Source organism: Burkholderia sp. BCC1047, assembly GCF_902833155.1.
Taxonomy (GTDB): Bacteria; Pseudomonadota; Gammaproteobacteria; order Burkholderiales; family Burkholderiaceae; genus Burkholderia; species Burkholderia sola.
In genome coordinates this window covers 80,657-99,723 of sequence record NZ_CADFEH010000012.1, presented here as the reverse complement: position 1 = coordinate 99,723, position 19,067 = coordinate 80,657, and the positions used below count along the sequence as shown (strand labels likewise).

The 19,067-nt window shown below is 67.9% G+C and carries 17 protein-coding genes; 8 read left to right on the top strand and 9 right to left on the bottom strand.

The genetic code is table 11. From position 1 onward, the window contains the following. Nucleotides 1-8: 8 nt before the first annotated feature. Nucleotides 9-725 (top strand): M35 family metallo-endopeptidase, encoded by a 717-nt coding sequence (locus HWX55_RS14990; RefSeq protein ID WP_175976267.1) that lies wholly within the window; start codon nt 9-11, stop codon nt 723-725. Between the two features lie 15 nt (nt 726-740). Then, a complete protein-coding gene (locus HWX55_RS14985) occupies nt 741-1,190 on the top strand; it encodes an OmpA family protein (RefSeq protein ID WP_175976266.1) in 450 nt (149 codons plus the stop codon). Nucleotides 1,191-1,358: 168 nt separating this feature from the next. On the opposite strand, the gene HWX55_RS14980 is transcribed toward HWX55_RS14985, so the two are convergent. From HWX55_RS14980 to HWX55_RS14955, 6 genes are all read right to left on the bottom strand, one after another. Further along, nucleotides 1,359-2,549 carry a phosphotransferase gene (locus tag HWX55_RS14980; protein ID WP_175976265.1) on the bottom strand — a complete coding sequence of 397 codons (1,191 nt, stop codon included), beginning with the start codon at nt 2,547-2,549 and terminating at the stop codon, nt 1,359-1,361. A 32-nt stretch (nt 2,550-2,581) separates the two neighbouring features. Continuing rightward, nucleotides 2,582-3,214, bottom strand: a complete 633-nt coding sequence (gene pnuC, locus HWX55_RS14975) for a nicotinamide riboside transporter PnuC (RefSeq protein WP_175976264.1) — start codon at nt 3,212-3,214, stop codon at nt 2,582-2,584. Between the two features lie 59 nt (nt 3,215-3,273). Next, nucleotides 3,274-5,505, bottom strand: a complete 2,232-nt coding sequence (locus HWX55_RS14970) for a TonB-dependent siderophore receptor (RefSeq protein ID WP_175976263.1) — start codon at nt 5,503-5,505, stop codon at nt 3,274-3,276. Between the two features lie 616 nt (nt 5,506-6,121). After that, entirely contained in the window at nt 6,122-6,325 is a 204-nt protein-coding gene (locus HWX55_RS14965; RefSeq protein WP_050014477.1) for a DUF2970 domain-containing protein, read from the bottom strand. A 120-nt stretch (nt 6,326-6,445) separates the two neighbouring features. After that, the gene (locus tag HWX55_RS14960; RefSeq protein WP_175976262.1) at nt 6,446-8,509 is read right to left on the bottom strand and encodes a pyridoxamine 5'-phosphate oxidase family protein; all 2,064 of its coding nucleotides are present in this window, start codon (nt 8,507-8,509) and stop codon (nt 6,446-6,448) included. Nucleotides 8,510-8,544: 35 nt separating this feature from the next. Beyond that, nucleotides 8,545-9,189, bottom strand: a complete 645-nt coding sequence (locus HWX55_RS14955) for a glutathione S-transferase (RefSeq protein WP_175976261.1) — start codon at nt 9,187-9,189, stop codon at nt 8,545-8,547. Nucleotides 9,190-9,315: 126 nt separating this feature from the next. Here HWX55_RS14955 and HWX55_RS14950 point away from each other — a divergent pair, with 126 nt between their 5' ends. Further along, a complete protein-coding gene (locus HWX55_RS14950; protein ID WP_175976260.1) occupies nt 9,316-10,257 on the top strand; it encodes a LysR family transcriptional regulator in 942 nt (313 codons plus the stop codon). 36 nt (nt 10,258-10,293) lie between these two features. Here the strand turns inward: HWX55_RS14950 and HWX55_RS14945 are convergent, their stop codons facing one another. Both HWX55_RS14945 and HWX55_RS14940 read right to left on the bottom strand, forming a co-directional pair. After that, nucleotides 10,294-10,434: a hypothetical protein gene (locus HWX55_RS14945; RefSeq protein WP_175976259.1), complete on the bottom strand. Its 141-nt coding sequence runs from the start codon at nt 10,432-10,434 to the stop codon at nt 10,294-10,296. 94 nt (nt 10,435-10,528) lie between these two features. Further along, nucleotides 10,529-11,185 (bottom strand): TetR/AcrR family transcriptional regulator, encoded by a 657-nt coding sequence (locus tag HWX55_RS14940; RefSeq protein ID WP_175976258.1) that lies wholly within the window; start codon nt 11,183-11,185, stop codon nt 10,529-10,531. Between the two features lie 88 nt (nt 11,186-11,273). On the opposite strand from HWX55_RS14940, the gene HWX55_RS14935 reads away from it, so the two are divergent. Genes HWX55_RS14935 through HWX55_RS14925 form a run of 3 tightly spaced genes read left to right on the top strand, consistent with a single transcriptional unit; the run spans nt 11,274 to nt 14,747 of the window. Continuing rightward, complete coding sequence (locus tag HWX55_RS14935; RefSeq protein WP_175976257.1) at nt 11,274-12,176, top strand: SDR family NAD(P)-dependent oxidoreductase; 903 nt, start codon at nt 11,274-11,276, stop codon at nt 12,174-12,176. Further along, nucleotides 12,173-13,756, top strand: a complete 1,584-nt coding sequence (locus tag HWX55_RS14930; RefSeq protein ID WP_175976256.1) for an NAD(P)/FAD-dependent oxidoreductase — start codon at nt 12,173-12,175, stop codon at nt 13,754-13,756. Before HWX55_RS14935 ends, HWX55_RS14930 begins: the two co-directional genes overlap by 4 nt. A 7-nt stretch (nt 13,757-13,763) precedes the next feature. Next, nucleotides 13,764-14,747, top strand: coding sequence for an alpha/beta fold hydrolase (locus HWX55_RS14925; RefSeq protein WP_175976255.1), 984 nt, complete (start codon nt 13,764-13,766; stop codon nt 14,745-14,747). A gap of 57 nt (nt 14,748-14,804) precedes the next feature. On the opposite strand, the gene HWX55_RS14920 is transcribed toward HWX55_RS14925, so the two are convergent. Next, nucleotides 14,805-15,203, bottom strand: coding sequence for a carboxymuconolactone decarboxylase family protein (locus HWX55_RS14920; RefSeq protein ID WP_175976254.1), 399 nt, complete (start codon nt 15,201-15,203; stop codon nt 14,805-14,807). Nucleotides 15,204-15,564: 361 nt separating this feature from the next. Between HWX55_RS14920 and HWX55_RS14915 the strand changes: the two genes are divergently transcribed. Continuing rightward, nucleotides 15,565-17,631: a collagen-like triple helix repeat-containing protein gene (locus tag HWX55_RS14915; RefSeq protein ID WP_175976253.1), complete on the top strand. Its 2,067-nt coding sequence runs from the start codon at nt 15,565-15,567 to the stop codon at nt 17,629-17,631. Between the two features lie 127 nt (nt 17,632-17,758). Further along, nucleotides 17,759-19,042: an isoprenylcysteine carboxylmethyltransferase family protein gene (locus tag HWX55_RS14910; RefSeq protein WP_175976252.1), complete on the top strand. Its 1,284-nt coding sequence runs from the start codon at nt 17,759-17,761 to the stop codon at nt 19,040-19,042. Nucleotides 19,043-19,067: the final 25 nt, after the last annotated feature.

The following is a 19,067-nucleotide window of genomic DNA, read 5'->3' as shown; positions in this document are numbered from 1 at the left end:
TTGAATCAATGAAAAACCTCTTCGAGCACAACAAGTATGACTTTGACGCTGACGAAGATAAAGAATGGTTTCTCGTTCACTCCGGGGCCGTCACCAACACAAACCCGGGATCGATGGTTGACGTTTACATCAACACAACGCCCATCTGCCCCAACATGACCAATCGAGAATTTAGAATTATGGCATCGCGACTGCTTAAATGGTCCATAATTCTGGTTGAGCGCAGGATCACCGACCTGAAGCGATACGATCAAACAACCAAAGACAGAATGATCTATTGGTTCAATCGGTGCGATAAAAATACACGACAATACCTTCTCGACGGCTTCTCGCGACATCTCTCCGTTCTCAAAACGCTAACGCCGCACCATTTCGTTCGAGGCGATCCGAATCTCGATAGAATGTTAGGTTGCGTGCCGAACATGATCGACATCGAGAATGAAGCCGCTCACGTTTGCGGGCCCAACACGGAGCGCAGGCTTATCAGTATTGCGATGAAGTTTTGTGTCGGCTTACGCGATCAGAATATGTTCGGAGATTCCCGCGTATCCACGCTCATTCACGAGGTCACTCACTTCGTCGACACCTTCGGTAGCGGCGACCCGCGTTACGGGCTCGATCCCACAGCGGCCGCATGGGCAAGGGCCAATCCCGACCAGGCATTGAGGAACGCGGATACCCTCACAGGGTTCGTGATTTACGGAGAAGAATTATTTTCGGACTAAGGAGCCGAATTCATCATGAGAATTTTTATTACTTCACCAACCGTAACTATCGCAGCGTTGCTCCTTTTCCCGGCAAGCTCTGCTGCAGAATGTCAGGGTTCACAAAATCTGCCATCACAGCAATTTTTCGTGACCTTCGTCCATAACAGTCACGAGATATCCGAATCCGAGCAAATACTAATTGGAAGATGGGTTTCAGCAATGAATTCCGATTATCCAATACAAAACTGGATCACTATAATTGGCAGCGCTTCCAAGATTGAGGCCGATCCGGAACGACTTGCAACGAAGCGCGCTTCCGCGACGGCGAAAGTCGTCATCGACGACGGTCTGATAAATGCACCGCTTCAGATAAAAACGCAAATTTATCCGGCCAGCAGCACAACCGGATCGACGTCGGAAACCCGTGAAGTCACCATTCAAGTAAGCCCCGGCTGCCTGGACAACTGCTGTACCAGCCACTGACATGAAGTCGGCTCATTTGCCGCCGCCGCGCTTGCGTTGACCCGTGTACCTCCAACGCTCGCGTGCGACGGCACATCGAATCTATCCGGACGAGATTTCGATGTTCCGTTCGATTCGAGCAATACGTCAATCGCCGAGCCAGGGAATCTATCCGCGTATTCTCGAAAATCAAACGCGCCCTTGCTTCGCCCGCCGCCGCTGCACGAGCCAGTCCAGCAACTGCCGCCCGTCACGTTCGCCGAACCAGCGCGCATGCCCGATCAGGTAACCGTCGTACGCAATGTCCACAATCCCCGGCGCATCGATGATGCAGCCGAAATACGCGACTTCCGACAGCGCGAATTCCGTATGCACGATCGGTAACAGCGCGACCAGCGCCGCATACGCATCATCGCTCAGCGGTTCGAGCGATTCGTAGCCGTCGAGCAGCGCGTCGATCTGGTCGTATTCCACGCGCCGCGCATCGGCCGGCGCCATCCAGTCGACCGTATTGCGCTCGATCGCCAGCGCGACGTCCATCACCGCGCAAGTGCGGTCCGACAAGCCGAAATCGAGCACCGTCCGCACCTGCGCACCAGGCCCCGCATCGGTCCACAGCAGGTTCGACGCATGCCAGTCGCCGTGCGTCCACAGCGGCGTCAACGTGGGCAGCAACGGCACGAGGCGCGCGTGATACGGCCCGATCGCGTCGGCCACATCGCCGCGCCAGTCACGCGAGCCGAGCGCGCGCACGAGCAACGGCTGCGCATCGACCCAGCGTTCGAGCGCACCCGCCAGATCGGCGGACGACAGCACGCGAAAACTCGACAGCAGCGTCCGCACCGGCCGCGCGGGCGCAGCGTAGCCGGCCGACGCGCGATGCAGTTCGGCCAGCGCGCGGCCGGCCGCATACGCATGAGAAGCATGCGTGAACGGCTGCCACGACATCACGCCGCGATACGGATCGACGCCCGGCGCGAGCACGTGCACCTCGTACGTCCACTCGCCGGAAGCAAACGCGGTCGCACCGTGACGATCGGCCAGCACGTCCACCACCGGCATCCCGCGTTCGCGCAGATGCGCGATGAAACGATGCTCTTCCTCGAGCCCCGCGACATCACGCAGACTTGCGTGATGTCGCTTGACGAACAACCCGCGGCCGTCCGCCATCCGCACGAGCACCGCTGCCGCGAACTGCCGCGGGCTGTGCCACGTCAGCCGCACCGGCTCGCCCACGCCGTCTATCCGCGCGAGCACGGCCGCCACTTCGTCGTGCGTGATCAGCGGCCAGTCGCGTTCGGCCTGCTCGCCGTCCACGCCGAATTGCGGCGGCGCGACGTCGCGCGACAGGGGGCCGTCCGGCTCGAGGGGGAATGACATGAACGGCGTTGCTCCGTGGTTGAATCCGTGAATCAGCGTGTGCCGCCACCCGACGCGAGCGGGCCGCCCGATGCCGCGCGCAACGCGGCGGCCGTCCGGCTCCAGTCGCGCCAGCCGACGACGGCCAGCCCGATGAACAGCGCATAGAGTCCGGCCGTCAGATACAGTTCCTTGAATACGAACATCCCGACGTACACGACGTTCACGACGATCCACAGCCCCCACGACGCGATGTAGCGCCGTGCGGTCCAGTATTGCGCGACGAGGCTGAACGCGGTCAGCGACGCATCGACGAACGGCAGCGCCGCATCGGTCCAGCGCGCCATCATCCCGCCGAGCAGCGCGCTGCCGATGACCGCCGCGATCAGGTCGGGCAGCATCGTGAGTGGCCGCACGCCGGTGACAGGCGCGACGTCGCCGGCAGGCGCCGCCTTGCCGCCTGCCTCGCTCGCGCGCTGCGCGAGCCAGCGCTGCCAGCCGTACACCTGCAGCACCGCGAACGCGCCCTGCAGCAGCATGTCCGAGTACAGCTTCGCATCGAAGAAGATCCAGCCGTACAGCGCGACCGACGCGAGGCCGACCGGCCAGCACAGCATGCGCCGCTTCGCGGTCAGCCAGATCGCGAGCGCGCTGACGATCACGCCGGCGATTTCGAGTGGGGACATCGTCTGTGCTCTCCTGGTGGGCTGCCGGGGCCGCGCATCACGCGGCCGCTTCCGGTCGATCAGAAATCATAGGTCAACGATACGCGCGCGGTGCGCGGCGCACCCGGGAACAGGTACGCATCGCCCTGCTGCTCCCCTGCGTCGCGCCAGTAGAACTTGTTGAACAGATTGTCCACCGACACGCGCAACACCGTGCGATGGCCGCCGATCTTCGTCGTATAACGCGCGCCGAGATTGAACACGAACCACGACGGCACGCGCGCGGCGCCTTCCTCGTTCGCGTTGCGCGCCGCGCTGTATTCCACGCCGCCGAGCACGTTCAGGCCCGCGACGCCCGGCACCGCGTAGTCCGCATACAGCGACGCGCGCAGCGCGGGCACGTTGATGATCTGGTGCCCTTCGTAGGCGGGCGACCCCGAATCGTAGGCCCGGGCGCGAATCGCCGCGACGCTGGCCGTGAGGCCCAGCCGCTCCGTCACGCGCCCGGCCGCGCCGAGTTCGATCCCCTGGTGCCGCTGCGTGCCGCGCTGCACGAACGTGTAGGACGTGCCCGACGCGTCAGGATCGGCGAACTGGAACGGCTTGCTGATCGAGAACACCGCGGCCGTGAGGCTCAGCCGGTCGAGCCAGTCGTATTTCGCGCCGACCTCGAACTGGTGCGATTCGACGGGCGGCAGGAACGCATACGCGTTGGTCGCGCGCACCGGCGCCTGATCGCCAAGCGACAGCGCCTTGCTGTACGACGCATACAGCGACAGCACGTTCACCGGCTTGTAGACGAGCGCGACTTGCGGCAGGAACACCGAGCGGTCGGTATGGGTCGTCTCGCCGTCGAGGCTGCTCCAGCTGCGCTGTCGCAGCAGCACTTCCTTGCCGCCCGCGAGCACCTGCCAGTGTTCGCCGAGGCTGATGCGGTCGAGCCCGAACACGCCGTACTGCCACGCGTCGAGGCGCGGATACGACGGCCCCGGCGCATTCGGCGACGGCGGGAAAGTCAGGTCCGGCCCGTAGATATTCTCGCTGCCCACGTAGTCGTACACGGCGTCGGCCATGTGCACGACGCGGCGCTGCACGCTCACGCCGAGCGTCAGCTCGTGCCGCAGCGGCCCCGTCGCGAACTTGCCGGTCGTGACCGCGCGCAGATCGTCGTTGCGCCGGTATTCGCCGGGGCTGCGGAAGTCGTACACGTCGTAGTCGCCGTTCGCGCCGAAGAAGAACGGCGACGTCGCGCCGGCCGCGCAGCTCGCCGCGTACGAGCAGCCGTACGCGAACGCGCTGTTGTCGTCGATCATCGTGCGGCTGCGGCCAGCGGCGATGTATGCCTTCCAGTCGTCGTTGAACTGGTAGTCGAAACGCGCGTTCAGGTTCAGCGCATCGGTCGTCACCGGTTTCGCCCACGGCTGCGTGCCGAGCGCCTTCGACGTCGTCTTCACCGACGGCACGACGGTGCCGCCGAGCAACTGGTAGCCGGGCGCGGAACGCTGGATCCACTGCTGGAATTCGGCATTGAGCTGCAGGCTCGCGCGAGGGCTGATGTCCCAGTCGGCGGCGATCGAGCCGAACGTGCGTCGTCCGTTCGTGCCGTCGATATACGAGTGCATGTTCTCCTTCGCCGCATTGATCCGGAACCCGAACTGATTGTCCGGGCCGAAGCGGCGGCCGAGATCGACGGCCGCCGACGTCGAGCCGCGGCTGTCGACGCCGCCCGTCACGCTCGCGACGTTCGCGGAGCGCTTGGTCACGAAGTTGATCACGCCGCCCGGCGCGACGACGCCGCTGTCGATGCCCGCGAGCCCTTTCAGGATCTCGACGCGCTCCTTGTTCTCCAGCGGCACGTTCTGCTCGCCGGACACGGTCAGCCCGTCGATCCGGATCGCGCTCGCGAGATCGACCGGAAAGCCGCGGATCGCGAAGCCCTCGAAATAGCCGACCGGCGCATAGTCGTTGACGACCGACGCATCGTTGCGCACGACGTCGCTCAGCCGCTTCGCCTGCTGATCGTCGATCAGCGCACGCGTGATGACGTTCACCGACGCCGGCGTGTCGCGCAGCGGCGCGTCGTCGAGCCCCGCGACCGACGCTTCGCGCGCGCGCAACGCGTGGCCGCGCTCGCCGCTCACCGTGATCGCGGGCAGCGTCGCGCTGCCGGTTGCATCGGCGCCTGACGCAGGTGTGTCGCCCTGAGCCGCTGCGGCCTGCGCCGCGAAAAGCGTGACGCCGAGACCGACACCGAACCCGACCTTCGCGCGCCGCCGACGTGCGCGTGCCGCTGTTGTTCTATTCACCGTCATTGTTCTGGATGGAAAACTCGCCATTCGACCTGTCGAAACCCGAAACCCGAAACCCGTTAGGAAGCTGCGAAGCGTGCGTCCGCGAACGCCGCCGCGCCCGTCGCCGGACGCGTTCCGTCGACACGATATTCATCGGACGAACCCGACCCTGCGGCGTGCAAGCGGGCCGGCCGGTCGGAACAACGCAGGATGGGACATCGGATTCGGATGACGCGCTGGGGACCGATGCAGCGGCCGACGGGTTCGTCGGGTGCCTGTCGGGCGGCCGGCTGCGTCGCGCGGTCGTGTCATGCGGGGGACGCTTCGAACGCCCCGGTTCGAGCGGCGGGCAGGCGGGCCGGCCGTTCATCGGAACGGCGGCCTGTCCGTCGCGCGACATCGCGGCGTGGCGCGCATTTTACCCCGGGCGGGGCGCAGGAGCGCGGAATCGGGCGGAACGGGAGATGGGGAAGGCGGGAACGGGGACAGACGGTTCGGGCGGCGCGACAACGGCGGCGATGCGGTCGCGATTCCTGCGGTGCGTGCCGACGCTGAAACCGGCGTCATCGTGCGCCGGTCAGGCAACCGCAAACCGGCGCGGGAATGGCGGCCCGCTACCGGTTCACCGGCCGTTCGCTCAAAACCCCTGCATCGTCACGGTCGGATCGACGACCAGATGCACGACGCCGTAAATCACCGCGCCGACCAGCAGCGCAAGCAGGAGCGCCACGAACGGCAGCAGCGTGAAGTTGGCGTTCGCGAGATCGTTCGCGTGCGCCTTGCTGTTGCGTACGCCGAAAAAACTCCACAGGACCAGGCGAACCATGCCGAGCAGTTTCATGATGGGCTCCTTTATCGAATCGGTTGACGCTATCGTCGATCCGGACGGCATCCGAAAAAAGCAGCAGTTGCGCGCGCTTTTCGCGCAGCAGGCCATCTGCGGCCGCATGCCGCAGGTGCGTCAGCGGTCGAGCACGAGCGGCGCCGTGGCCCCTTGCGCGGGCCGCGCGACACACAGCAGCGCGCAGCCGGGTTCGACCGGCGCATCGGGCGTTTGCTCGTAGTCGACCGCGCCGGACAGCACGCGCGTCGCGCACGTGCCGCACGAACCGGCGCGGCATTCGGACGGCACGGCCACGCGCTGCCCTTCCGCGAATTCGAGCAGCGTGCCGTCGGCGGGCGTCCACGCGGCTTCGCGCGCCGTGCGCCGGAACACGACCGGCACGCCTTCCGTCGCGGGCGTGGCAGTTGCCCGGGTTGCGCTGCGCGAGACGCTCGACGGCCCGAACGCCTCGAACCGGATGCGTTCGTCCGGCACGTTCAGCGCGCGTAGCCCGTCGTACAGGTCGCGCATGAACGCCGACGGCCCGCACAGGTAGAAATCGTAATCGTCGAATGAAAGGACCCGCTTCAGTTGCCCGATGTCGATGCGCCCGGCCCGCGCGGCCGAGCCTTCGTGAGGATGACTGTCGAACCAGTGAAGCGACACGCGTGCATCGGTGGCCGCGATGCGCACCAGTTCCGCGGCGAACGGCCGGTCGGCCGCTTCGCGTGCGCCATGCACGAACACGACGTGGCGCGACGGCGCGTCGTCGGCCAGCGCGCGGTGCAGCATCGCGACCATCGGCGTGATGCCGATGCCGGCCGATACGAGCACGGCCGGCCTCGGGCTCGCGAGATCGAACGTGAAGCGGCCGCGCGGCATCTGCGCGTCGAGCGTCATGCCGGCCCGCGCGTGATCGTGCAGCCACGCCGATACACGTCCTTCGCGCTTCACGGTGATCCGGTAGTGCGCGCCGCCCGGCACGTCGGACAGCGTGTAGCTGCGAATCGTCGGCGCGTCGCCGCCCGGCAGCGCGATGCGCAGCGTCAGATGCTGACCGGCTTCGTACGCAGGCAATGTGCTGCCATCCGCCGGTTCGAAATGGAACGACCGGATCGCGCGCGCTTCGTCGACGATCTTCGCGATGCGCAGCAGCCGCCATGCGGGTGCCGATGCGGATGCGGCCGCAGACGGCGCAGATCCGGCCGCTGCCCCCGCGCCACTCACCGCCGCCGCCATCGCCGCGAACTGCGGCGCGCGCTCGACCGCCGACCACCGGAACGGCAGCACCGCCCGCATGCGCCGCACTTCCCGCACGTGGAAACGCACGACGCGCTGCGCGCCGTCGAACGATGCGACGACCGGCCCGTCCCATACGATCTCCGCGCGCGCGGCGACATACAGCAGATCCCCGCTGTCGAAATCGACGAACAGCAGCCCTGCGCGCGGATCGTGCTGCAGGTTGCCCAGCGTATTGAAGAAACGGTTGCCGCTGAAATCGGGCGTCGTCAGCGTGCGCGCATCGTCGACGCGCACGAAGCCCGGCATCCCGCCGCGATGCGACACGTCCGCGCCGCGCGCCGCGCCCGCCTCCGCCGACGTGTTCGCACTCGCGACGAAGAACGTATCGGCCTGCGCGAGCAGCGCGCGATCCGCATCGCTCAATGCGTCCGACACGTCCGGCGCGACGGACGCGTCGACGTCCCGCGCGACGATGGTCGGCTTGCGGCCCTGGATGTACTTCGCGCAATTGCCGAAGCTCTGCTCGACCGCGATCGTCAGCGCATCGCCGTCGACCGCGCGCACGACGCCGTTCACGCGATTGCGCCGCCGCGTATCGAATTCGATGCCGAGCCCGCCGAGCGGCGCGCCCGGCTGCCACGCGCCCGCCAGCGGATCGCCCGGCAGCGCGTGCGCCGCGATGCGCAGCGTGCGTGCATCCGGCGACGTGACGAAACCCGGCGCACCGACCCGCAGCGTCGCCCATGGCTGGCCGCTTGCATCGACGCCGCCGAGCACGAAGAACGGCAGTTGCGCGAAAAACGCGCGGTGCTGATCCGGCATGAAGCGCCGGATCCCGCGCCGGCCGGCCGCGCTCGCCGCGTCCGTCACGCCGGCGCGCTGCTGCACGGCACGCTCGCCCGCGTGAAACGGCGCGGCATCGAGTTCCCAGCCCGGTACGACGGCGGTCGGCGCATTCATCATGTTCTCCTGAACAAGCGCGGCGGCAGTGAGCGTCAAGCGGCGAGCAGGCCCGCGCGCGTCGTCGGCATCGCGACGAAGCCCGGCAACGCCTCGATACGGGCGAGCCACGCACGCACGTGCCGATACGGTTCGAGCGACACGCCGCCTTCCGGTGCATGCGCGATGTACGTGTACGCGGCGATGTCCGCAATCGTCGGCTGCGCGCCGGCCGCGAACGGCTTGCCGGCCAGTTCGCGATCGATCACGTCGAGCACCTTCGCGGCCGTGCGCTTGGCCGCTTCCGGGTCGAGCTGCGCGCCGAACACGGTCACGAGCCGCGCGGCCGCGGGGCCCGATGCGATCGGGCCGGCCGCGTACGACAGCCAGCGCTGCACGACGGCCGCGCCGACCGGATCGTCGGGCAGCCAGTGCGCGTCGCCGTAGCGCTTCGCGAGGTACACGAGGATCGCGTTCGAATCGGCGATCACGGTGCCGCCGTCGTCGATCACCGGCACCTGCCCGAGCGGATTCAACGCAAGGAACGCCGGTTCGCGCTGCGCGCCGGCCGCGAGATCGACGTCGATGGTCTTCGACGGCAACCCGAGCAGCGACAGGAACAACCGGACCCGGTGCGCATGCCCGGACAGCAGGAACGAATAGACGCGGATCGGCGAGGCAGGCTTGCTGGCAGCTGACATGGAAACACTCCGGAATCTCGCGCCGCCGGGGATCGGCGACGAACGGCTCCAGCGTAGCGCTCGCCGCTCTTCGGCAGAAGACGGATAATCGTGAAAACATTCTCCGCTTTCATAGGACAATCGACGATGGCCGATCTGCGCGACGTGAACCTGAACCGGCTGGCGATCTTCGTCGCGGTGGTCGACGCCGGCTCGCTGACGGCCGCCGCCGAGCGGCTCGGCCTCGCGAAGACGGTCGTCAGCACGCACATGCAGCGTCTCGAATCCGAGGTCGGCGCGAACCTGCTGCTGCGCACGACACGCCGGCTGAGCGTGACCGATGCCGGCCGCGCGTTCTACGACGCGTGCCGCGACATCGTGCGCGCGACCGAAGCCGCGCTCGACGCGGTGTCGTCCGACGCCGGGCCGCTGCGCGGCACGCTGCGCGTGAGCGTGCCGATCGACTACGGCGCGCTGGTCGTCGCGCCGGCCGTCGTCGCGCTGCGCGACCGGCATCCGGCGCTCGCGGTCGAACTCGTCGCGAACGACCGCGTCGTCGATCTCGTCGCGGACAACCTCGACGTCGCGATCCGCATCGGCCGTCTCGCCGATTCCAACTATCGCGCGGTGCAGCTCGGCACGTACGAGAAATGGCTGGTCGCGAGCCCGGCGTTCGTCGCGCGACACGGGCTGCCGCGCGATCCCGATGCGCTCGCCGCGCTGCCGTTCGTGATGCTGTCGTCGCTGCCGCGCCCGCATACGCTCGGACTCGTCAACGTGCGGGGCGGTAGCGCATCGGTGCGCTGCGTCGCGCCGGTCGTGTCGAACACCGCGACCGCGTGCCGCGCGATCGTGCTCGCGGGCGGCGGCTTCGGATTGCTGACGGATTTCTCGACCGCGGACGACGTCGCGGCCGGCCGGCTCGTGCGGCTGCTGCCGGGCTGGCATACGGCGCCGGCCGGGATCCATGCGGTGTATCCGTCGACGCGGCTGCCGTCGCCGAAGGTGCGGGCGTTCATCGAGGCGATGAAGGGGAGGATCAGGGAGACGCCCGTGGTCGTACCCGCGAAGCGACCGCGCACGCGTTAGCGTGTCAGTCGCACCGGACGAGGTTGCATTCGGGACTCATTCGTCGCAGCCCTCGATATCGGCGAACACGGACTCGACAGGACGAAAATGGCCCTGCTCGATTTCGCGCTCACCTAGAGACAACAGCGCCAGCAACACCAGCGTCGCCTGAGACGCTCCTGACGATTCGATATCCACGACATACCTCCCATTGCCTGCAATCGGCCAAGATCCGAATGGCCGCCCGTATCAACGCATAATTGATGGCGAACCGTCACGTCATGCATTGATGCTACCCCGCCGCCTGCAACGTCCCCAACAACACCTTCCTGCAACTCGCGATCATCTGCGCCTCCGGATCGCGATAGTCGGTCAGCAGCCACGCCGCGCCGACGTTCGTCATCGCGCCCACCAGCGCGAGCCCGATCAGCCGCTGCTCGGTGCGCTCGGCAGGCGTCGCGCCCTCGCGCGGCGCGCCGATCGCCATGATCAGCTTGCCGAAGTCGATCAGCATGCGCTGATACGTCATGTCGGTATCCGCGCTCACGCCCATCACTTCGAGCAGCAGCACGCGCGCCGCGCACGGGTCGCGCAAAAACGCGAAGAACGCGGCGAGCCCCGCGTCGACGCGCTCGCGCAGATCGCCGCCGCGCGCGGCGACCGCCTGCGCGACCGCGTCATGCAATTGCTGCGCGTGATGCAGGTAGGTGCAGCGCAACAAATCCTCGGTGCTGTCGAACGCCGCATAGAAATAGCGGTCGTTCAGCTTCGCTTCCTGGCAGATCGACCGCACGGTCGCCTTGCGAAAACCCACCGTGCCGAACACGCGCGTCGCCGCGCGGATCAATGCGTCGCGCCGCTCGGCGGCCCGCACCTCGGGCGCCACGCCGCCATACGACCGGCCTTTTTTTTCCGTTTCGAGTGCTTTCTCCATTCCGCTATTTGACATCAGGACACCCGAAAACTAAAGTGGTGACGAACAACACCACAATAGATGCGCCGCCGGTACAGCGCAAGCGGAACGGGAGGAACGACGGATGAAGGGATTTTCCGGCAAGGTCGCTGCGGTCACGGGCGCCGGTTCGGGCATGGGCCGCAGCCTCGCGGTCGAGCTGGCGCGGCGCGGCTGCGAGGTCGCGCTCGCCGACGTCAGCGAAAGCGGGCTCGCCGGCACGGCGGCCGCCTGTGCACAGCACGGCGTGCGTGTGAGCACGCGCCGGCTCGACATCGCCGACCGCGATGCAGTGTTCGCGTGGGCCGATTTCGTTCGCGCCGAGCACGGCAAGGTCAACCTGATCTTCAACAACGCGGGTGTGTCGCTGGCCGCCAGCGCCGAAACCGCGCGTCTCGCCGATCTCGAATGGATCGTCGGCATCAATTTCTGGGGTGTCGTGCATGGCACGCAGGCGTTCCTGCCGCATCTGCGCGCGTCAGGCGACGGCCACGTCGTCAACACGTCGAGCCTGTTCGGGCTCGTCGCGATGCCGACGCAAAGTGCGTACAACGCGACCAAGTTCGCGGTGCGCGGCTTCACCGAGGCGCTGCGGATGGAACTCGAACTCGACGGCGCGCCGGTCAGCGCGACCTGCGTGCATCCGGGCGGCGTCGCGACCAACATCGTCGACGCGGGCCGCGTCGATACCAGCATCCACGCGCTCACGGGCCAGGACGAAGCGACCCATCGCCGTCAGGCCAACCGCCTGATCAACGCGACGACGGCCGACGAGGCCGCGCGGCAGATCCTCGCGGGCGTCGAGCGCAATGCGCGCCGCGTGCTGGTCGGCGCCGACGCGCGCCGGCTCGACCGGATCGCGCGGCTGCTCGGCGCCGGTTACCAGTGGCTGATGCTGCGCCACGTGCGCCGCGCCCGCGCACGCAACCTCGAACGCGCGCCCGCGCCGGCCGCGCGCCCGACCACGCCGACCCAGGACCCCGCATGACCTCGACGACGACCGACCGGCGCGACGCGCCGCCCGCCGCCGACGCCCGCCACGACAGTGACGATCACCGCGACCTCGACGTGCTGATCGTCGGCGCCGGCCTGTCCGGCATCGGCGCCGCGTATCACCTGAAGCAGCGCTGCCCGCATGCGAGCGTGGCGATCGTCGAGGCACGCGACGCGATCGGCGGCACCTGGGACCTGTTCCGCTATCCGGGCGTTCGTTCGGATTCCGACATGTTCACGCTCGGCTACAGCTTCCGTCCATGGCACAGCGACAAGGCAATCTCCGACGGGCAGACGATCCTCGACTACATCCGCGACACCGCGCGCACCTACGGCATCGACAAGACGATCCGCTACGGCCGGAAGGTCGTCGCGGCCGACTGGGATTCGAACCGCGCGCGCTGGACGGTCCGCGTCGAGCGCACGCGGGACGGCGCGACCGACACGCTCGTCTACACGTGCCGCTTCCTGTTCATGTGCAGCGGCTACTACGACTACGACGCCGGCTACCTGCCCGACTGGCCAGGCATGGACACGTTCGAGGGCCAGCTCGTGCATCCGCAGCACTGGCCGAAGGATCTGTCGTACGCGAACCGGCGCGTCGTCGTGATCGGCAGCGGCGCGACGGCCGTCACGCTGGTGCCGTCGATGGCGGCCGACGCGCAGCACGTGACGATGCTGCAGCGTTCGCCGACCTACATCGTGTCGCTGCCCGCGCGCGACAAGATCGCGAACGCGCTGCGTCGCGTGCTGCCGTCGCGGCTCGCGCACCGGCTCGTGCGCGTGAAGAACGTGCTGCTGACGATGTACCTGTACAACGTGTCGCGCCGCAAGCCCGACCGGACGAAGCAATTCATCATCCGCGCGGCGAGCAAGCAGCTCGGCCCCGACTTCGACGTCGCGAAGCACCTGACGCCGCGCTACATGCCGTGGGACCAGCGCCTGTGCCTCGTACCGAACGGCGACCTGTTCAAGGCGATTCGCGCGGGCCGCGCGTCGATCGTCACCGACGAGATCGAGCGCTTCACGCCGACCGGCCTCCAGCTGAAGAGCGGCCAGCAGCTCGACGCGGACGTGATCGTCACCGCGACCGGGCTGAAGGTGAAGCTGCTCGGCGGCGCGCGCGTGACGGTCGACGGCCGCGCGGTCGATTTGCCGGAGACGGTGTCGTACAAGGGGATGATGTACAGCGACGTGCCGAACCTCGCGTCGTCGTTCGGCTACACGAATGCGTCGTGGACGCTGAAGGCCGAGCTGATCGCGCGCTACGTATGCCGGCTGCTCAACCACATGCGCGCGAACGGGTACGACACGTGCGTGCCGCGGCTCGGCGCGGGCGATCTCGGCGACGTGCCGGCCGTCAACCTGAGCTCGGGCTACATCCAGCGCGCGGCGGGCATCCTGCCGAAGCAGGGGCACCGCAAGCCGTGGAAATTTCACCAGAACTACGTGCTCGATCTCGCGTCGCTGAAGTTCAGCGCGCTCGCCGATTCCGCGATGCATTTCGAACGCCGCGCAAAAACCGGCCCGGCAGCCGCCGCGCCGGCCGCCGAACCCGCACTCGACACCCGCTGAGGCCGACATGACTCCTACGCTCCATCTGATCCAGAACGTGCTGCTCGGCGTCGTCGCGGTGCTCGCCGCGCTCGCGCTGTTTTCCGGCTACGTGGCGCGGCGCGTCACGCGCGCGTTTCCGCCCGAAGGCCGCTTCGTCGACATCGACGGCGATCGTATCCACTACGTCGAATACGGCAGCGGCCCGCCGATCGTGTTCGTCCACGGACTCGCGGGGCAATGGCGCAATTTCGCGTACCTGCCGCTCACGCGGCTCGCGCAGCAGCATCGCGTGATCCTGATCGACCGCCCGGGCGCCGGCCGCTCGCTGCGCGGCGCGGGATCGCAGGCGAACGTGTTCGCGCAGGCCCGCACGGTCGCCTCGTTCATCGACGCGCTGCAGCTCGACAAGCCCGTGCTGGTCGGCCACTCGCTCGGCGGCGCGATCGCGCTCGCGGTCGGCCTCAACCATGCGGACCGCGTGAGCCGGCTCGCGCTGATCGCGCCGCTGTCGCACGAGCAGACCGAGCCGCCCGCGCCGTTCAAGCCGCTGATGCTGCCATCGCCGCTCGTGCGCCGTTTCGTGTCGTGGACCTTCGCGATCCCGCTGACGATCCTCACGGGCCGCAACGCCGTACGCCAGGTGTTCGCGCCGGAGGACGTGCCGCGCGACTTCCCCACCAAGGGCGGCGGGCTGCTCGGGATGCGCCCGCACGTGTTCTACGCGACGGCGACGGACCTGCTGTCGGCGCCCGTCGACCTGCCCGCGATGACGCGCCGCTACGCGGAGCTCGCGCTGCCGGTCGACGTGCTGTACGGCCACGCCGATCCGATCCTGAACTGGCGCGAGCACGGCGACGCGCTCGCGCAGAAATCGGCGCGCGTGCGGTTGAAGGTGGTCGAGGGCGGGCACATGCTGCCGGTCACGATGCCCGAGGCGACGGCCGACTGGCTGCTCGAAGTCGCCGCCGCGCCAGTCGACGTGGCGGCGCAGTCCGTGCGCATCGCGTAGATCGCAGCGGCGAAGCGCAGCCTGGTTCCGTGACGGGCAGCCGACGCCGCGACGGAATCAGGCTTCGTCGTCGGGTAGCGACAGCCCGCGCTCCGACAGCACCTCGCGCGCGCTGCGAAACGCCTCGACCGCGGCCGGCGCTCCGGCGTACAGCGCGCTGTGCAGCAATACCTCGCGGATCTCGACGAGACTCGCGCCGTTGTTGAGCGCGCCGCGGATGTGCCCCTTCAGTTCCGTGCCGCGGCCGAGCGCCGCCAGCATCGCGCACGTGCACAGGCTGCGCGTCTTCAGGTCGATCCCGCCCCGCTGCCACGTGCTGCCCCACGCATGTTCGTTCAGCCAGTCCTGCAGCGGGCGCGAGAATCCGTCGAGATCGCTCATCGCGCGCTCGACGAACGCCTCGCCCATCACGTCGATGCGCCGCGCCTTGCCGTATTCTCTGTCCTGTTCGCTCATGTCGGTGTCCTCGTGGTTTGGAGTCGTGGCCGCTGCGCCGCCGGCGGCCGGGGGGTTTCGCGTCATGTTCGGCGGGACGACTCGTTTCGTCAAAGATGCGGGCCTCGGTTCGCGGCCGTGCGCGTCACGTGCGGTCGAACGCTACGTAACATCCCGTCGCGCGTTACGGCGCCTTACGGGAACATCGCAGCCGCGACGCTCGGGGATCACGCGCGCCTGTCGCGCGAAACCGCCATTCCTCCGTTTAAATCGCATCGATAGCCCCGATTTCAGCAACAAATCGCGACACCGTTTCGCGAAACACGCCGTGGCGCGGAATTTGCAGTGAAGGCTGGGACACACTTCCAATGTCGAGGCCAACATGCACATTCTCATCAAGAAGACGACGGTAACGATGGCCGTCTCGTCACTGCTCGCGCTGTACGGCTGCGGCTCGGTCGATGGACCGACGACGCCGACCATCAAGCCGAGCACGTCCGGGACGAGCGGCACGTCGGGGACATCCGGGACGTCGGGCGGCGGTTCGTCGGGGACGTCGGGCGGCGGTAGTTCGGGGTCGTCGGGGACCTCTGGTACGTCGGGGACTTCGGGTACCTCGGGTACCTCGGGTACCTCGGGTACCTCGGGTACCTCGGGTACCTCGGGCACCTCGGGTACCTCGGGGACTTCGGGCACATCCGGCACCTCGGGTACTTCCGGTACGTCAGGTACCTCTGGCACGTCGGGCACTTCCGGTACGTCGGGTACTTCCGGTACGTCGGGTACTTCCGGTACGTCGGGCACTTCCGGCACTTCCGGCACTTCCGGCACCTCGGGCACTTCCGGCACCTCGGGCACTTCCGGTACTTCGGGCACTTCCGGTACTTCCGGCACTTCCGGTACGTCGGGCACTTCCGGTACGTCGGGCACTTCCGGTACCTCGGGCACTTCCGGCACGTCGGGCACTTCCGGTACCTCAGGCACTTCCGGCACCTCGGGTACTTCGGGTACTTCGGGTACTTCGGGTACTTCGGGTACTTCGGGTACTTCGGGTACTTCGGGTACTTCGGGTACTTCGGGTACTTCGGGTACTTCGGGTACTTCGGGCACGTCGGGCACGTCGGGCACGTCGGGCACCAGCGTCACCCCCCTCGGCAATGTCCTTCAGCAATCCGGCAACCTCGTGACGGCGCTCGGCACGACGGTCGTGAACGGCGGCAGTCAGATCGGCGGCGTGCAGATTCCCGGCACGAACGCGACGACGGTCAACAGCGTCGGCAACGCGGTCAGCAGTCTTGGTAGCGGCGTGCAATCGCTCGGCAACGGCGTCGCGGCCGGCCTCGGTTCGATCGGCGTGTCGCCGAACCCGCTCGGGCCGACGCTCACGTCGACCACCGGCCTGCTGACCGGCGCCGGCGGCGCGGTCAACAACCTCGGCAATGCCGTGACGAGCCTCGGCACCGGTCCGCTGTCGCCGCTCGCGCCGGCGACGACCCTCGTCGGCAGTCTCGTCAACACGGTCGGCACCGCGGTCAACTCGACCGCATCGGCGCTGAACACGGCGCTGAACAGCGCGCCGGTGCAGCAACTCGAGACGCAGCTCGGCAGCGTGATCAACCCGATCACGAACACGCTGACCGGCGGCGTCACGACGCCGGGCGTCACGCAGACGCTCGGCAACGCGACCCTGCTCGGCGCCCCGCTCAACAGCTTGCTGAGCACGCTCGGCAGCGGCCTCGGCCTCGCCGGTTCGCAGGTCGGCGGCGCAACCGGCAACCCGGTCGGCACGAGCGCCGGCAGCAGCGTGTCCCAACTCGGCAACACGGTGACATCGGCCGGCGGCCTGCTGTCCAGCGGCAGCTCCAGCAGCGGCACCAATCCGCTCGCGCCGATCACGGGCGTGCTCGGTTCGCTGACGGGCGCACTCGGCGGCGGCAGCAGTTCGAGCGGCTCAGGCGGCACGAGCGGTACCAGCGGCGGCCCGCTCGCGCCGATCACCGGGCTGCTCGGCACGGTGACGGGTGCGCTCGGCAGCATCGGCTCGAGCGGCACCGGCGGGACGAGTGGGACGAGCGGCGCAGGCGTCGGCGGCCTGCTCGCGCCGGTCACCAACCTCGTCAACTCGCTGACACCGCTCGGCGCGAGCCTCACCGGCACCGTCACGACGCCGGGCGGCAACCTGTCCGGCACGCTCGACGGCGTGCTGACGAGCGGCCCGGTCGGCACGCTCACGGGTGCGCTCGGCACGCCGGCCGGCTCGGCCGGCGCCATCGGCACGGTCAGCCCTGGCGGTGCAACCGGCACCGTGACGACGCCGGGCGGCAGCGGCTCCGTGGTGACCGGCCTGACCGGCGGCACGAGCGGCGGCACCGCCAGCGGCACCGGCAATCTGCTGTCGCCGGTGACGAACCTGCTCGGCGGTCTGCTGGGCGGCGTCACCAAGAAGTAAGCGTCAACGCATCACATATCAGAACGACAGGCCAATGGCCGGGCGCGCATCCATAAACAGCCCGGCCGACGGCCGGCGTCACCCGCCAAGCGGGGGCGCCGGCCCTCATCCCTACGAGGATCCGATCATGAACTCCACGCTCGACGGCATCGTCGCTGCCCCGGACCGCCCACCCCGTTCCGCCACGCCGTTGCGCGCCGGCCTGCTCGGCATCGCGGCCGGACTCTTCGCGCTGTGGGTCACGCGCGACCACCCGGCCCTCGACGCGGCCACGCGCGCGGTCATCGCGAGCCTCGCGATCATCGGCACGATCGCGCTGCACGAACTCTTCATCTCGCGCGTCTACCTGCGCCCGAGCGCGGGGCTGTCGCGGCAGGCCGTCCGGCCGCTCGGCATCGCGCGCGTGGCGACGCGGCTCGGCGCGCTGACGTCGATCTACGCGGGTATCGGCGCGATCTACTGGCTGCTGCCCGAATACCACGGCGCGTTCTACCTGCCGTTCTGGTCGCTGCTGCGCTCGCTCGCGCCGTACGTGATCGTCGCTGCGCCGTTCTACTTCGCGTGGATGGACCGTCACCAGCGCGAGACCGACGACGCGTATCTGCTGTGGGGCCGCTTCCTGTTCCGCCGCGCGCGGCCCGCGAGCTGGAAACCGGTGCGCGAGATGCTGGCCGGCTGGGGCGTGAAGGCGTTCTTCCTGCCGCTGATGACCGTCTACCTGTCGAAGGATGCCGATCACCTGAGCGCGTCGCTCGCGAACGCGATGCATGCGCCGATGACGATCGCGACCTTCGTGTTCATGTACGACCTGTCGTTCACGATGGACCTGATGTTCGGCACCGTCGGCTACCTGTGCACGTTCCGCATCCTCGACAGCCACGTGCGCACCGTCGAGCCGACGACGCTCGGCTGGGTCGCCGCGCTGATCTGCTACCAGCCGTTCTGGTCGCTGATCTCGAACAACTACATCCGCTACGAAGGCTCGCTGTTCTGGGACAACTGGCTGCTGTCGGCGCCGACGCTGCGCGTGATCTGGGGCACGACGATCATCCTGCTGCTGCTGACCTACGCGCTGTGCACGATCTCGTTCGGGCTGCGGTTCTCGAACCTCACCAACCGCGGGATCATCACGTCGGGCCCGTACCGCTTCACGAAGCATCCGGCGTACATCACGAAGAACCTGTCGTACTGGATGGTGTCGGTGCCGTTCGTCGAACCGCTCGGCTGGCAGATCGGGCTGATGCACTGCGCGGGGCTCGTCGCGGTCAACCTGATCTACTACACGCGCGCGAAGACGGAAGAGCGTCACCTGATGCGCGATCCCGACTATCGCGCGTATGCGGAATGGATCGCGCAACACGGGTTGTTCGCGCGGATCCGGCACGCGTTCGGCGGGCGGCAGGCGGTCTGACGCGGCAACCGGGGCGGTCGTCCAC